Source organism: Chryseobacterium arachidis, assembly GCF_900129245.1.
In the GTDB taxonomy this organism is placed as follows: Bacteria; Bacteroidota; Bacteroidia; order Flavobacteriales; family Weeksellaceae; genus Chryseobacterium; species Chryseobacterium arachidis.
Genome location: NZ_FQUT01000017.1, coordinates 39861 through 55593, shown reverse-complemented (window position 1 = coordinate 55593; position 15733 = coordinate 39861). Strand labels below are relative to the sequence as shown.

At 35.0% G+C, this 15733-nt stretch carries 12 protein-coding genes; 11 read left to right on the top strand and 1 reads right to left on the bottom strand.

Annotated elements, in window-relative coordinates:
* Positions 1-22 precede the first annotated feature (22 nt).
* The 11 genes from BUA89_RS20430 (at position 23) to BUA89_RS20380 (ending at position 13536) form a co-directional block, all read left to right on the top strand.
* The gene (locus BUA89_RS20430; RefSeq protein WP_072963232.1) at positions 23-748 is read left to right on the top strand and encodes a YqjF family protein; all 726 of its coding nucleotides are present in this window, start codon (positions 23-25) and stop codon (positions 746-748) included.
* A 110-nt stretch (positions 749-858) separates the two neighbouring features.
* Entirely contained in the window at positions 859-1752 is an 894-nt protein-coding gene (locus BUA89_RS20425; RefSeq protein WP_072963229.1) for a TIGR01777 family oxidoreductase, read from the top strand.
* A gap of 178 nt (positions 1753-1930) precedes the next feature.
* Positions 1931-3373 (top strand): alpha-L-fucosidase, encoded by a 1443-nt coding sequence (locus BUA89_RS20420; RefSeq protein WP_072963226.1) that lies wholly within the window; start codon positions 1931-1933, stop codon positions 3371-3373.
* Positions 3374-3619: 246 nt separating this feature from the next.
* Positions 3620-6283: a beta-glucosidase gene (locus BUA89_RS20415; protein ID WP_072963222.1), complete on the top strand. Its 2664-nt coding sequence runs from the start codon at positions 3620-3622 to the stop codon at positions 6281-6283.
* Positions 6284-6389: 106 nt separating this feature from the next.
* Positions 6390-7703 (top strand): PQQ-dependent sugar dehydrogenase, encoded by a 1314-nt coding sequence (locus tag BUA89_RS20410; RefSeq protein WP_072963219.1) that lies wholly within the window; start codon positions 6390-6392, stop codon positions 7701-7703.
* A gap of 122 nt (positions 7704-7825) precedes the next feature.
* Entirely contained in the window at positions 7826-8086 is a 261-nt protein-coding gene (locus tag BUA89_RS20405; protein ID WP_072963216.1) for a hypothetical protein, read from the top strand.
* 230 nt (positions 8087-8316) lie between these two features.
* Positions 8317-9705 carry a dihydrolipoyl dehydrogenase gene (gene lpdA, locus BUA89_RS20400; protein ID WP_072963213.1) on the top strand — a complete coding sequence of 463 codons (1389 nt, stop codon included), beginning with the start codon at positions 8317-8319 and terminating at the stop codon, positions 9703-9705.
* Positions 9706-10083: 378 nt separating this feature from the next.
* Positions 10084-10698: a PH domain-containing protein gene (locus BUA89_RS20395; protein WP_047400304.1), complete on the top strand. Its 615-nt coding sequence runs from the start codon at positions 10084-10086 to the stop codon at positions 10696-10698.
* A gap of 56 nt (positions 10699-10754) precedes the next feature.
* Complete coding sequence (locus BUA89_RS20390; RefSeq protein WP_072963210.1) at positions 10755-11339, top strand: hypothetical protein; 585 nt, start codon at positions 10755-10757, stop codon at positions 11337-11339.
* 103 nt (positions 11340-11442) lie between these two features.
* Positions 11443-12042 (top strand): hypothetical protein, encoded by a 600-nt coding sequence (locus tag BUA89_RS20385; RefSeq protein WP_072963206.1) that lies wholly within the window; start codon positions 11443-11445, stop codon positions 12040-12042.
* Between the two features lie 687 nt (positions 12043-12729).
* A complete protein-coding gene (locus BUA89_RS20380) occupies positions 12730-13536 on the top strand; it encodes a patatin-like phospholipase family protein (protein WP_072963203.1) in 807 nt (268 codons plus the stop codon).
* 537 nt (positions 13537-14073) lie between these two features.
* On the opposite strand, the gene ade is transcribed toward BUA89_RS20380, so the two are convergent.
* On the bottom strand, positions 14074-15702 hold the full coding sequence (gene ade, locus BUA89_RS20375) for an adenine deaminase (protein WP_072963200.1): 1629 nt from the start codon (positions 15700-15702) through the stop codon (positions 14074-14076).
* Positions 15703-15733 lie beyond the last annotated feature (31 nt).

The window sequence follows — 15733 nt, the reverse complement described above, 5'->3', positions numbered from 1 at the left end:
CTAACAACAAACAACCAAAACAATGAAATTCCTAAAAGCCGAATGGCGAAAATTAGCCATCATCAATTACGAAATCAATCCTAAAATCTTAGAAAAATACCTTCCAAAAGGTACAGAACTGGACTTCTATCAAGGAAAATGTTATGTAAGTTTAGTCGGATTTATGTTTTTAAATACCAAATTACTCGGACTTTCCATTCCTTTTCACAGAAACTTTGAAGAAGTTAATTTAAGATTTTATGTAAAGAAAAAAGAAGGAGATGAATGGAAAAGAGGGGTAGTTTTCATCAAAGAAATTGTTCCAAAACCGTCTTTAAGTTTTGTTGCCAATTCAGTTTACAAAGAACATTATAAAACCATGCCGATGAAAAATAAAATTCATCAAAAAGGCGAAGAATTGTTAATAAAATATTCTTGGAAAGATAAAACCTGGCATTCTATAGAAATCACTGCGGAAAATGTACCTTTAAAAATGGAAAGCAATTCAGAATTTGAATTCATTACCGAACATTATTACGGTTTCACAAAAAAAGAAAATAAAACTTCAGAATATGAAGTCTGTCATCCAAAATGGGAGTATTATGTAGTCAAAAATCATCAGCTTGAAATAGATTTTCAAACAGTCTACGGAAATGATTTTGAATATTTAAATCATCAAAAACCCATCTCTGTCATGCTCGCAGAAGGTTCTGAAATTGAAGTGAAAATGAAGAAGTATCTCAAGAACCAAATAAAAAGAACCAAGTAAAAAGTTATTCATAGACTTTTAAAACATTTAGCATTCGCAATGTCATGCTGAGCCTGTCGAAGCATCTCATATTTAAATCCATCAGCCATCAACTAAATACCATCAACCAAATGAAAATAATCATTGCAGCCGGAACAGGTTTTTTAGGCAAGAATTTAGAAAAATACTTTACAGAAAAAGGAAATCAGGTTTATATTTTAACCAGAAATCCAAAACGTGAAAATGAAATATACTGGAATGCAAAAACGTTGGGCGAATGGAAAAATGTGCTTGAAAATGCTGATGTTTTAATCAATCTAACAGGAAAATCTGTCGATTGCCGATATACGGAAAAGAACAAAAAAGAAATTTACAATTCAAGAATTGAAAGTACAAAAGTTCTTCAACAGGCAATCGATGAGTGTGTCAATAAGCCTAAAATTTGGTTGAATGCAAGTTCGGCGACTATTTATGTTCATTCAGAAACTCATTTAAACACAGAAGAAAACGGAATTATCGGCGACGATTTTTCTATGAACATCTGCAAAAGCTGGGAAAAAGAATTTTTTAAAGTAAAAACAGAAAATGTGCGGAAAGTTGCTTTAAGAACTTCCATCGTTTTAGGGAATAACGGTGGCGCTTTTCCAAAACTGAAAACCATCACAAGATTAGGGTTAGGCGGAAAACAGGGAAGAGGAAATCAGAATGTTAGCTGGATTCATATTGATGATTTTTGCAGAGCAGTCGAATTTATAATTGACAATGAAAATATTTCAGGAGAAATCAACGTAACGGCTCCAAATCCTTTGTCTAATGAAGATTTTATGCGAAAATTAAGAAAAGAAATGAAAATTCCGTTAGGATTGAATGCTCCTGTCTGGCAACTGGAAATTGCCTCTATATTTTTAAAAAGTGAAACAGAATTATTACTGAAAAGCCGAAATGTTTATCCTGAAAAATTAATGAAAAGTGGCTTTGAATTTACTTATTCAAATATTGAATCTGCATTTAATGATTTGATTTAAAAATAAAAAAATAAACGGAATTAGAAACCCACGCAACAGAAAATCTTTGATTTTCAAAACTAATGTGTTCTTCTATAAAGTGTGATAATAATCTTAAATTCTAATGTGTTTTAATCTTTTGTGTCTTTTTTGGTTAAAATTTTCCGGTGAAATATTAAATTAGCAAAAACTAAACGTTATGCTCATCAAGCCAAAAACGAAAACCTTATTTCTTTCATCATTACTCATATCATCTACTTTTTTTTCACAGGCTCATAATGTTTCGGAAGGCTATCAGAAACCAACAGATCCTTTGGTTGTTAAGAATCTGGAAAACTGGCAGGATTTAAAATTTGGGCTCTTCATGCATTGGGGAACGTACAGCCAGTGGGGAATTGTGGAAAGCTGGAGCCTCTGTCCGGAAGATGAATCGTGGACGCAGAGAAAACCGGAACACGGAAAATCGTACTACGAATATGTGAAAAACTATGAAAATCTTCAGACGACTTTCAATCCGACTCAATTTGATCCTAAGAAATGGGCAGATGCAGTGAAAAAAGCGGGAATGAAATATGTGGTATTCACAACAAAACATCACGATGGTTTTGCCATGTTTGATACCCAACAATCTGATTATAAAGTTACTTCCTCAAAAACACCTTTCTCTAAAAATCCAAAAGCCGATGTAACGAAAGAAATTTTCAATACCTTCCGAAAAGAAGGCTTCAAAATTGGAGCTTATTTCTCAAAACCCGATTGGCATTCCGAAGATTATTGGTGGTCCTATTTTCCTCCAAAAGACCGAAATGTAAACTACGACCCGAAGAAATACCCTGAAAGATGGAACAATTTCAAGAATTTCACCTTTAATCAGCTGAATGAAATTACTTCAAACTATGGTAAAATAGATATTCTTTGGTTAGATGGAGGTTGGGTTCGCCCATTTAACACGATCGATCAGAATGTTGAATGGCAAAGAACCATCAAGGTTGAGCAGGATATCGACATGGATAAAATAGGAACGATGGCTAGAAAAAATCAACCCGGAATTATTATTGTAGACCGAACGGTTCCCGGAAAATGGGAAAATTATGTGACGCCTGAACAGGCCGTTCCGGAAAAACCGCTTTCAATTCCATGGGAAAGCTGCATTACAATGGGTGATTCGTTTTCGTATGTTCCCAATGACAATTATAAATCGTCTCAGAAAATCATTGAAACTTTAGTCAAAATCATTTCAAGAGGAGGAAATTATCTGATGAATATTGCTCCAGGACCCAACGGAGATTATGATGCCATTGTTTATGAAAGACTAAATGAAATTTCAGGTTGGATGGATAAAAACCAGTCTGCGGTTTTTGCGACGAGAAGTGTTGCACCTTACCACGACGGAAATTTTTATTACACCCAAAGCATAGACGGAAAAACAGTGAATATTTTTCATTTAGATGATCAGTCAAATTATCAATCTCCATCAACATTAAGTTTTACAATTCCGGAAAATTTTAAGCCGAAATCATTAAAAGTTCTGGGATTATCCAATAAAATTCAATGGAAAAAGACAGGAAATTCAATTGAAATTAATTTACCAAAAGAAAGAAACCAATTAAAATATTCAACCGTAATTCAAATTACACAATAAATATAAACAGTCTTAAAAATGACCTAGGAAATCGGAGCGTTAAGAAAATTAAAACTTAATCCGTTAAGAAATTCCCATTGTTTGAAGCGCGAGACAAATATTGAAACGAAGAACAAATATTGAATTCGCACAAGTTTTGGGAATTTTAGGATTAAATTTTAATTTTTAGCGTAGAGTTCCAAGTCTTGAACTTTTGGTTCTTTTGTTTCAAGACAAAAGAACGTATAAAAATTAAATTATTTTGCGATGTCTTTAAAACTTCGATTTAAAATTGTAATAATTTCGTTATTGAGCACAACATGTATTACAGCTCAAAAACCATTATATAAAGACCCCAAACAGCCTATTGAAGCCAGAGTCCAGGATTTATTAAGGCGCATGACTCCAGAAGAAAAATTCTGGCAATGCTTCATGACTCCCGGAGATTTGGATAACGTTCCGAAAGGTCAATATTCCCACGGAATTTTCGGATTGCAGGTGAGTGCGGGAAACCAAGGCGGTGGAGTTGCCGGACAATTGTTGAAATATAATGCAAATGAAGACGCGGAAAGGCTGGCAAAAAAAATAAACGCCATTCAGAAATATTTCGTGGAAGAGTCTCGGTTGGGAATCCCGATTATCCCTTTTGATGAGGCTTTACACGGATTAATGCGTGAAGGAGCAACCGCTTTTCCACAAGCAATCGGTTTGTCAGCAACCTTCAATCCTCAATTGATGAAAGAAGTATCGACAGCAATTGCAAAAGAATCGAAGTTGAGAGGAATCCGTCAGATTTTGACTCCGGTTGTGAATTTGGCAAGTGATGTTCGATGGGGAAGAACGGAGGAAACGTATGGCGAAGATCCATTTTTAACTTCTGTGATGGGTGTGAATTTTGTCAGTTCTTTTGAAAATCAGGGAATTATTACGACTCCGAAACATTTTTTGGCAAATGTTGGTGAAGGTGGGAGAGATTCATATCCGATTCATTGGAGTAAAAGATATTTGGAGGAAACCCATTTAATTCCGTTTCAAAAAGCCTTTAATCAAGGGAAAAGTCGTTCGGTGATGACTTCTTATAATTTATTGGATGGAAGACCTTCAACGGCAAATCATTGGTTACTCACCGAAAAATTGAAAAAAGAATGGAATTTCAAAGGTTTTGTGATCAGCGATGCGAGTGCAGTTGGTGGAGCAAACGTTTTGCATTTTACGGCAAAAGATTATGATGATGCTTCTGCACAGGCCATAAATGCGGGACTTGAAGTGATTTTCCAGACCGAATATCAACATTATAAATTGTTTATTCCTCCGTTTTTGGATGGAAGAATTTCAAAAGAGAGAATTGATGATGCAGTAGCGAGAGTTTTAAGAGCAAAATTTGAATTAGGATTGTTTGAAAATCCTTACGTTTCTGATAAAGATATTAAAGAATTAAAGAAAATCAATCATAAGCCTTTAGCGGAAAAAACTGCTGTTGAATCTTTTGTTTTACTTCAGAATAATAATCAGACACTTCCGATTTCAGAAAATTATAAAAGGATTTTGGTGATTGGAACGGATGCAGTTGACGCAAGATTGGGTGGTTATTCAGGGCCGGGAAATAAGAAGGTGAATATTTTAGATGGAATTAAAAATTTCGTTAAAAATAAAAATATTGAAGTCAATTATTCAAAAGGAATTGATTGGAATTTGAAACAATTTGTAACGGTTCCGACCGAGTTTTTATCTTCAGAAAATCAAAAAGGACTGACAGGAAATTATTTTTCCAATACTGATTTAAAAGGAAATCCTGTTTTTGAAAAACAAGACGAACAATTGAATTTCAAATGGACATTATATTCTCCAAATCCCGAAAAACTTCAACCGGACCATTACAGCGTTCGCTGGACAGGAAAACTGGAAGCTCCAGATTCGGGAAAATATCAATTAGGACTCCGTGGAAATGACGGTTTCAGATTATATGTAAACGGTAAATTATTGATTGACAATTGGGAAAAGCTGAGCTATTCAACCAAAACAATCAATATTGATTTCGTTAAAGGTCAAAAATATGACATCATTGTAGAATTCCATGAAAACAGGGGAGAAGCCAACATCGAATTGATTTGGAATTATGGTTTGAATGACTATCAAAAAGATTTTAGTGATGCTTTGAAGCTTGCTCAAAATGCAGATTACATCGTCGTGATAGCAGGAATTCATGAAGGTGAATTTCAGGATCGTTCTTCGCTGAGTTTGCCCGGAAATCAGGAAAAATTTATTCACGAAGTTTCAAAACTAAGTAAGCCGACAACGGTTGTCTTGGTTGGAGGTTCCGCTATAAAAACTACGGATTGGAAAGATAAAATCGGTGCGATTTTAGATGTTTGGTATCCTGGAGAGGAAGGCGGAAATGCTGTGGCGAAAGTACTTTTCGGAGAAGAAAATCCTTCGGGAAAATTGCCGATTACATTCCCGATTGAGGAAGGACAGTTGCCTTTAGCGTACAATCATCATCCGACGGGAAGAGGAAACGATTACTATGATTTAAGCGGAGAACCTTTATATCCTTTCGGTTTTGGATTAAGCTATACAACTTTTGAAATTTCCGATTTACAGTTAAATCAAACGAAATATTCTGAAAATGATACAATCATCGCAAATGTCAATGTAAAAAATACAGGCCCAAAAGCAGGAAGTGAAGTTATTCAGTTATACGTAAAAGATTTGTTGGCTTCAGTTTCAAGGCCGATTATTGAATTGAAAGGTTTCCAAAAAGTAGAATTAAAGTCAGGAGAATCAAAACAAATTTCAATTGAAGTTCCAGTGAAAGAATTGCAGTTTTTAGATGAGAAAATGAACTGGATTGTTGAAAAAGGAGAGTATAGAATTTTTGTGGGAAATTCTTCTAAGAATCTGCCTTTAAAACAGAATATTGAAGTAGAATAAAAATTTCAATACAATTTTAAGAATATATAAAAACCGTTTTCTGTGTAAGGGAACGGTTTTTGTAATTTTTGACGGGAATTATTCTAACACCAAATCTTAAAAATTTATGAAAAATTATCTCTTACCTTCATTGGCAGTGCTGTTTTTTAGCTGCAAGGAAAATAAAAAAGAAAATGTTTCTTCAGGTACGCAGGTTGTTACCGAGACAGATACTTTAAAATTGCCTGCACCGGATGAAAAAAATTCGAAAAATAAGTTCAGCAACGTGATTGGATGGCCGAAAGATAAAGCTCCTATTGCTCCGCAAGGTTTTACGGTTACGCGTTTTGCTGAAAACATTAAGAGCCCGAGAAATATGATTCAGGCTGAAAACGGGGATATTTTCGTAGTACTTTCTAATTCCGAACGTTCGGCTACGGAAAAAATTAAAAATGATATCAGCGGAAAAAGTGATGCTGAAGTGGGTGGTAAATCTGCCAACAGGATTATTCTTTACCGCGATGCCAACAAAGACGGTGTTGCAGAGTCTTCGTCCGTATTTTTGGATCATCTGAACCAGCCTTACGGAATGCTCATCATTAAAGATAAATTTTACGTCGCCAATACCGACGGGCTTTGGGTTTATCCTTATAAATTGGGCGACACAAAAATAACCCAGCCCGGAAAAAAGATTGTCAGCCTTCCGGCAGGAGGTTACAATAATCACTGGACGAGAAATCTCATCGCGAGTAAAGATCAGTCAAAAATCTACATTACGGTAGGTTCGGGAAGCAATGTTGCAGAACATGGAATGGAAAATGAGATCCGAAGAGCCAATATTCTGGAAGTAAATCCTGATGGAAGCGTTGAAATTATCTATGCATCGGGTCTTAGAAACCCTGTTGGGATGAGCTGGAATCCTTCTACCGGAGCACTTTGGACAGTGGTGAATGAAAGAGACGAACTTGGAGACGAGCTTGTTCCCGATTACCTTACGAGTGTAAAAAAAGATGCTTTTTACGGCTGGCCTTATGCTTACTTCGGAAAGCATGAGGATCCCAGAAGAAAAGGTGAAAATCCTGAAATGGTTTCCAGAACAATTGTTCCGGATGTTCCGCTGGGAAGTCATACTGCATCTTTGGGACTTACTTTCTACACGGGAAAACAGTTTCCTGAAAAATATAAAAACGGAGCTTTCATCGGGCAGCATGGTTCCTGGAATCGTTCTTCGCTGGTTGGTTATCAGGTAGCTTTTGTGCCTTTTGCCAACGGAAAAGCTGCAGGACCGTCTCAGCCATTTCTTACTGGATTTATTGCTAATGAGGCTAAAGGAGATGTGTACGGAAGACCGGTCGGTGTTTTACAGATTGCAGATGGATCGCTGTTGGTGGCAGATGATGTAAGCGGTATTGTCTGGAGAGTTGCTTATAAAGGAAAGTAATTTATCTTAAAAAATCATAAGATGAAAATTATGGTATGATATCTGTAATATTGATGACGAACCTGAATGAAATTAATTGAAATTAAATAATCAGTTAAAATCATTCAAAAAAGATAAATGTTATGAAAAAGTTTTTTATATCAACGATTTTATTGATAGGTTTATCAACAAGTGCTTTTGCACAACAGCGGCCGCCAGTACCGCCGCATCCTTCAAAAAGCGAATTAATTGCTACAAAATCGCGTGAACTGGATAAAAGATATAATCAGGAGAAAAAAGCAATTCTGAACCATCCGCTGGCAACGAAGCAAATGAAGAGAGATCAGTTGAAGGCTTTAAATCAGAAATATCAGGATCAGAAAAGATTGCTTAGAAAGATGTAATAACAAAGATTTTTTTAAAATATTAAAATCAGTATAGCTTAATTCTATATTATTTGTTTTACGAAATTTTAAGAAGATATTAATTTTTATGAAAAGAGAATACGAAAAGTGTTCTCTTTTTTTATTTTTATTAAATGAAAATCTTGTTTTATGATGCATTCTCAGATGAATTATCATAAATGCGCTTCATCCAATATTTTTCCTTAAATTCGCATAAAAATTTTAAACTAATGAATTACGATATTATTGTCATCGGAAGTGGTCCTGGTGGATATGTTACTGCAATCAGAGCGGCACAGTTGGGTTTCAAAACTGCAATTATCGAGAAAGAAAATTTAGGAGGAATTTGCCTTAACTGGGGATGTATTCCAACTAAAGCTTTGTTGAAATCGGCTCAGGTTTTTCATTATATTAACCATGCTGAAGATTATGGTTTGAACAAAGTGGAAGGAAGTTTTGAATTTCCGAACGTAATTCAGAGAAGCCGTGGAGTTGCCAACAAAATGAGCAAAGGGATTGAATTCCTGATGAAAAAAAATAAAATCGATGTTATTTTAGGAACGGCTAAAGTACAGAAAGGTAAAAAAGTCTCTGTTACGGATAAAGACGGAAAAGTAACCGAATATACAGGTAATCACATCATTATCGCAACGGGAGCACGTTCCAGAGAATTACCGAACTTGCCACAAGACGGTAAAAAAGTAATCGGATATAGACAGGCATTATCTCTTCCTGAGCAGCCAAAATCTATGATCGTAGTAGGTTCCGGAGCTATCGGAGTAGAATTTGCTGATTTCTATAACACAATGGGCACAAAAGTAACTGTTGTTGAATTTATGCCAAATATCGTTCCTGTAGAGGATGAGGAAATTTCTAAGCACTTAGAGAAATCTCTGAAAAAATCAGGAATCGAAATTATGACGAATGCTTCTGTAGAAAGCGTTGATACAAGCGGAGGAGGTGTAAAAGCTACTGTAAAAACGGCAAAAGGAAACATCGTTCTTGAAGCTGATATTTTACTTTCTGCTGTCGGAATCGCTGCCAACATCGAGAACATCGGTCTTGAAGAAGTGGGAATCCAGACAGATAAAGGTAGAGTTTTGGTCAACGAATGGTATGAAACTTCAGTTCCTGGATATTACGCAATCGGAGATTTGATTCCTACTCAGGCTTTGGCGCACGTTGCTTCTGCTGAAGGGATTACTTGTGTTGAAAAAATCAAAGGAATGCATGTTGAGAAAATAGACTATGGCAATATCCCTGGATGTACGTACTGTCACCCGGAAGTGGCTTCTGTTGGTCTTACAGAAAAACAGGCTAAAGAAAAAGGATACGACATCAAAGTGGGTAAATTCCCTCTTTCCGCAAGTGGAAAAGCTACGGCGAACGGAAATACAGATGGTTTCATCAAAGTTATTTTCGATGCTAAATATGGTGAGTGGTTAGGTTGTCACATGATCGGAGAAGGGGTTACAGATATGGTTGCTGAGGCTGTTGTAGCTAGAAAACTAGAAACTACAGGTCACGAAATCATCAAGTCTATTCACCCGCACCCGACAGTTTCTGAAGCAATTATGGAAGCTGCTGCTGCTGCTTACGGAGAAGTGATTCACATTTAATTTGAGATAATCAATTTTAAATATATTAAAACCACAGATTTTGTCTGTGGTTTTTTCTTTTTGTAAGAGCTTATTTAAAATTTTTATGACGCTATTATTTTAAACGCAAAGTTTTAATTCAATTTTATACATTATTTTTAGGAAGCAAAGGCAAATAAAATTTGTCTCGCGAAGCTTGAAAACACAGCTTCATCAAATCAACTTGTTGATTCTTCTTTGCTCACTTAAATAATTAGTTTTTAAATAAAATCTTTGCGTCAAAAAATGAATGATGATTGTAATATTTATTAAATTTAGAAGGACTCTAAGGTAATTTGATTTTGTCTCACTTATTTTCTTAATTTTACTCACTTAATAAAATACAAATTAAAATAAACCATGTTTAAAAAATTAGCTGCAGAAGCGTTAGGATTAGGAGATATCGGTAAAATTATTCCTTCTCAGGATTATGATAAAGTAGATTCTGATGATTATATTTTATCGGAAGATAATGAAAAGATTTTCTTTTTAATTAAATCTAAAAGAGACGAGTATTGCTTTACCAACAGAGCATTGATTCATATCGACGGTGCAAGTGCTCTGGATAAAAAGAGAGTGTTGAAGAGATACGAATATTATCAGTTTCCCTTCTCGAATATTGCTTTGCAAACTGCGGGAACGATCGATCTGGATGTTGAAATTTCGTTCAATATCGGGAATGTTCCTCTAATGATCAGCGTGGCGAAAGGTCAGATCGATCAGTTGAAAGATTTATATAAAGCTCTTTTGGCCATTCAGCAGGAAGTTCATCACAATCACTCACTATTGAATTTCTCCAATGACAGCATTCAGAAAGCAATCACAAGTGTAGCTTCAGGAAAACAGGAAAATGTTTCGAAAAGCCAGGAATTAAGAGCAATCAATGAGTATATTTTTGCATGGAACACGAATAGTTTTGACAAGTATAATCAGAAAGATTTCTCAAGAATTTTTGAGAAGTATATTAATAACTAAAATATTATTATATTATATTTAAAGCCCGGAATTTTCCGGGTTTTTAATTATTGATTATGAAAAAAACAGCATTTTTATTGTTATTCTTTTGTTTCGGATTTTTATTTTCGCAGCAGAAAGATGATAAAAGATATTTTCCGGCAGAATATATTTTAAAAACGTCCAGCGATACTATCAGGACAAGAATCAGAAATGTAGGAAAATTCTCGAATACAAAGTATTATATTGCTACCATTATGTTTAAGATGAAGATGAGGGACGATAATGGGGTAGAAACCTGGGTAGAGCCAAAAGATGTTGAATATATCAAAATTACAGACGAAAACAACATTAGCCACGAATATTATGCGTCCGCGGGAAGAATGGAGATTGAAGGCGGCCTTATTGAGATTTTGTATGAGGGCAAAAACATGAATTGGTATCGGTTTTATCCTTATGGAACCGGGACTATTACCAAAGCAGATTTTCTTGTCGATGATAAAAACAAAAAGATTATCAATGAATCCGGATTTTTTAATCCTGGACTTAAAAACAGCCTGAAAACAAGATTCGCAGCATATCCCGATCTTATGGCTCTGGTTAATTCATGGAAGACTGATGATGATCTTTTGAAAATACTTCAGCTTTATGATAAAAAATGAATAGAAACGAAGTTTTTCTCTTTGAAATAGAAGAACAGCCAGAATATTCACTGTGATATATCTAAAGCCTGGGAATTACCGGGCTTTTTTGTATCTTACATTCATGAAAAAAATTGGTTTATTGCTTTCAGCGTTTTATTGCAGTTTATTGTTTGCTCAAAAAGAAGAATTGTACAACGAAGTTTATTTTCCCATAAAATATGTATTGAAAAATTCACCGGACACCATAAAGACTAAAGTTCTTAATACTGGGTTTTATACCAACGAAGAATTTTCTCCGGCAACCTATATCAAACGGATGACAATTTTAGATCCTTCGGGAAAAAAAATGAAAGTTTATGAAAATGATATTCAATATATGGAAATTACAGATCTTAAAAAGGTCAAACGAAAATTCATAGATGGAAAAACAGCTCTTTCCAAAGATGTCGGGCTGCTTCAGGTAATGTTTAGCGGAAAGAAAGTAAGCTGGTATAAGAAAAGCATATATTCTGGTCCTATCTATACTTATAAAACAAATGATACTGAATATCTGATGTTTCATAAAGAGAAAAATATTACCGAATTACATCTTAAAATGCCCGGAACTGTAGCTATTTTAAAAGAAAAATTTTACGGATATCCGGATATTCTGTCGCTTCTTGATACCTTGTTTGAAGAAAAAGATTTACTGAAAATACTGCAGCTGTACGATAGAAAATAAGCGATGAGCCACAGATTCTGTCTGTGGTTTTTGGTATCTTTCTAAACAGAGATATAGAGAGGACGGACTGAGGGGTTCCGAACCCCGAATTTGAGGTTCCGAACCCCATCGGATAGGTTCTTTAGGTATCCGGATACGTCCCGGAATGCTCCGGAGAGGTTGTTAACCGCTTCCGATAGGTTGTACAACCCTTCGTGACAGGTTATTTGGGTGTCCATCGGGGTTGTTTACCCTGCCGATGAGGTTATTTAATCATCTATATAGGTTATACGACCTGTTTCGAAGGGTTACTGATACCTCCGGATGTATAAAATACCTGTCCGGATGATGGATGAACATCTCCGAACCTTTGCAGAACGTATCGGAACTTGTAAACAATACATATGTATGACTAAAAGACCCGACGGGAGCAGTAAAATATCCCTCCCGTAAGGTTTTAAAAGGAATCGTTGCCCTTATCAATGTCAAGAATTGGGTCAATCATCTCAATGTACAGGAAATTTTAATCACTTCTCAATACGATGTTTTTCAAAAATATGCTTACAAGGAATCCAGTATGATTTTGTATTAGGCTTTATCCTGAGCTCAGGTTTAATAATAAATTTATTTGTGTTAAAATATTTCTAAAATCACAGAATTTCCAAAATTTAATCAGATTTTTTCGGCTTGTTTTCTTACATTTATTCAATGAACTTTGAAAAAATAGGACTTGTTTTATCTGGTGGCGGAACGAAAGGGATCGCTCATGCGGGGGTATTGAAATTCCTGCATGAAAAAGGGATTACAGTAGATGTTCTGTCATGTTGCAGCGCCGGTTCTATTGTGGGCTGTCTGCATGCGGTCGGGAAAAAGCCTGAAGAAATTTTAGAGTTCTTTAATTCGGTTTATTTTTTCAACTGGAAACATTTTGCTTTTAATCAGCCGGGTTTGGTTTCATCAGTAATTTTTAGAAATTACTTAAATCCTATTTTTGGAGACATGAAACTGGGAGATCTGGATAAAGAGGTAAAGATTGTAGCGACGGAATTAGTCAACGGAACAGAAAAGATTTTTGATAATAATTTTAAAGTTGTGGATGCTATTATCGCTTCATGTTCTATTCCGGGAATCACAACACCTTACATTATTGATGATGAAATGTATTGTGATGGGGGAGTACTGAACAATTTCCCTGCAGACATTATTAGGGACGATTGCGATAAACTAATTGGCGTTTTTGTTTCTCCGCCTCATGATATTCAAATTAATGATTTAAAATCCATTAAAGCGATTGTTTCGCGTTCTTACGATTTACTTTCTTACAGAGTTGAAAAGGTAAAGTTTGAATATTGTGACTGGTTTATCTCTTCACAGGAATTGTCTACTTACGGAACTTTTGAAAGAAGAAAAGACCGTTTGGAACAAATTTTCAATATCGGTTATCATGCAGCAAAAGATAGTTTTAATGAAAGCCAATTTTACGCAGAATTGAATAATGAAAAACGGATTGTTTAAAAACTTGGCCTCAATCTTTAAGTTAAGACTAAGTTTTCGATAGACGTTGGGCTGCTACTTCGATTAGATTTTTGAAAGAAAATCATATCGAGAAGTTCAATTTAATTAAAAGTTCTCCCTACATTTTCTTCATTTTGTTACGAAAAAATACTCGAACTGACGGAGGGTTTAAAGCATCAATCTTTAATTTAAGATTAAGATATGTTGGTCGTCACTTCGAGTAGATTTTTGAAAAAAATCGTATCGAGAAGTTATTGAATTTAGGACTTATTTTTTTATCATTCACTAGTTCTCGATACATTTTTTCTTCACTTTGTTACGGAAAAATACTCGAACTGACGGAGGGTTTAAAGCATCAATCTTTAATTTAAGATTAAGATATGTTGGTCGTCACTTCGAGTAGATTTTTGAAAAAAATCGTATCGAGAAGTTATTGAATTTAGGACTTATTTTTTTATCATTCACTAGTTCTTGATACATTTTTCTTCACTTTGTTACGAAAAAATACTCGAACTGACGAGAGATGTAAGGCATCATTTATTTAATAAAAACCTCTGTAAACTCAAAACTCTTCCCATTAAACAGACCTTTATCACTCAGTTTTAATTCAGGAATGACCAAAAGAGCCATGAAAGATAAACTCATATAAGGCGCTCTTAATTTACTCCCCAATTCTTTTGCACGTCTGTCTAATTTTATATAAGCTTCAGCTACTTCTTCCGCCGGAAGATTGGTCATAATTCCTGCAATGGGCAATTCTAAAATCATTTCTTCGGTTTCGGTTGCCAGAGAAATTCCTCCTTTAGTTTTAATAATAGCATTGACAGCTTTACACATATCTTCATCATTCGTTCCGACTACGACAATATTATGGCAATCATGAGCGACACATGAAGCAATAGCTCCTGTTTTCAAACCGATATTTTTAATAAAAGCGGTAACAACAGGTGCATCGTGATAACGATTGGCAACTGCTATTTTCAGAATGTCTTTTTCAGGATTTGATTCAGCAAAACCGTTTATAATTAGAGATTCTGCATGTATTTCTTTTGTGATTAACTGACCATCTAAAGTTTCTATGACACGAATTGTATCACCTTCATTTTTGATTTTAAAATCAGATGGTTGCTTTAAATTACAGTTGAAATTATTAACAATTGGGGATTCAGCTGATGGAATGAAAGATTGACCATTTTCTGCAACCAATTCTCCCTGAATGTAAGTTTTTAAAATAGTAAAATCTTCAACATTATTAATTTCAATAAAATCTGCATGATCGCCAGCCTGTAATAAACCAATCGGTAAATTGTAATGTTTTATGACATTGTGAGAAGCCGCCCGTAAAACATCATATAAATTATGACCGGCTTTCAGAGCACGTTTTACATGATCGTTGATGTGAGATTCAATGAGGTTATCAGGATGTTTGTCATCACAACAAAACATAATTTGTTCCGGATAATCTTTCAATAATGGAATTAAAGTATCAAAATTTTTGGCAGCACTTCCTTCTCTGATCATGATTTTTACACCATGTTTTAGCTTTTCAAGGGCTTCTGTATAAGCGAAACATTCATGATCAGTAGAGATTCCGGCATCAAAATACATTTTCATTTCTTCACCCTTTAATCCAGGAGCGTGACCGTCGATTGGTTTTCCGTGCTTTTTGGCATAATGAAGCTTCTTTAAAACTTCCTCATCCTTGTAAATCACACCCGGAAAATTCATCATTTCAGCCAGATAAACGATTTCCTTTCTGCTTAAAAGCTGATCAATATCGTCTGCATCAATTACGGCTCCTGCCGTTTCAAATTGTGTTGCAGGAACACAAGACGGAGCCCCGAAATAAAAATGAAAAGGAACTTCTTTTGCGTTATTAATCATATATTCTACACCGGAAATTCCCAAAACATTGGCGATCTCATGAGGATCTGAAATGGTTCCGACTGTACCGTGTTTTACTGCAATTTTGGCAAATTCTGAAGGAACCAACATACTGCTTTCAATATGTACATGAGCATCGATAAAACCGGGTAGAATGTAAGTATCCAAAGTTTCTTCGATTCTTGTTATGGAAGCAATTTTTTTGTCTGAAACTCTAATTTCGGCCGGAAAAGTTTCTCTTGAAATAATATCGATTAAATTTGCTTTAAGTGTAAATTCCATGATGTTTTGCGGTAAATAAAAAATTCCTAAT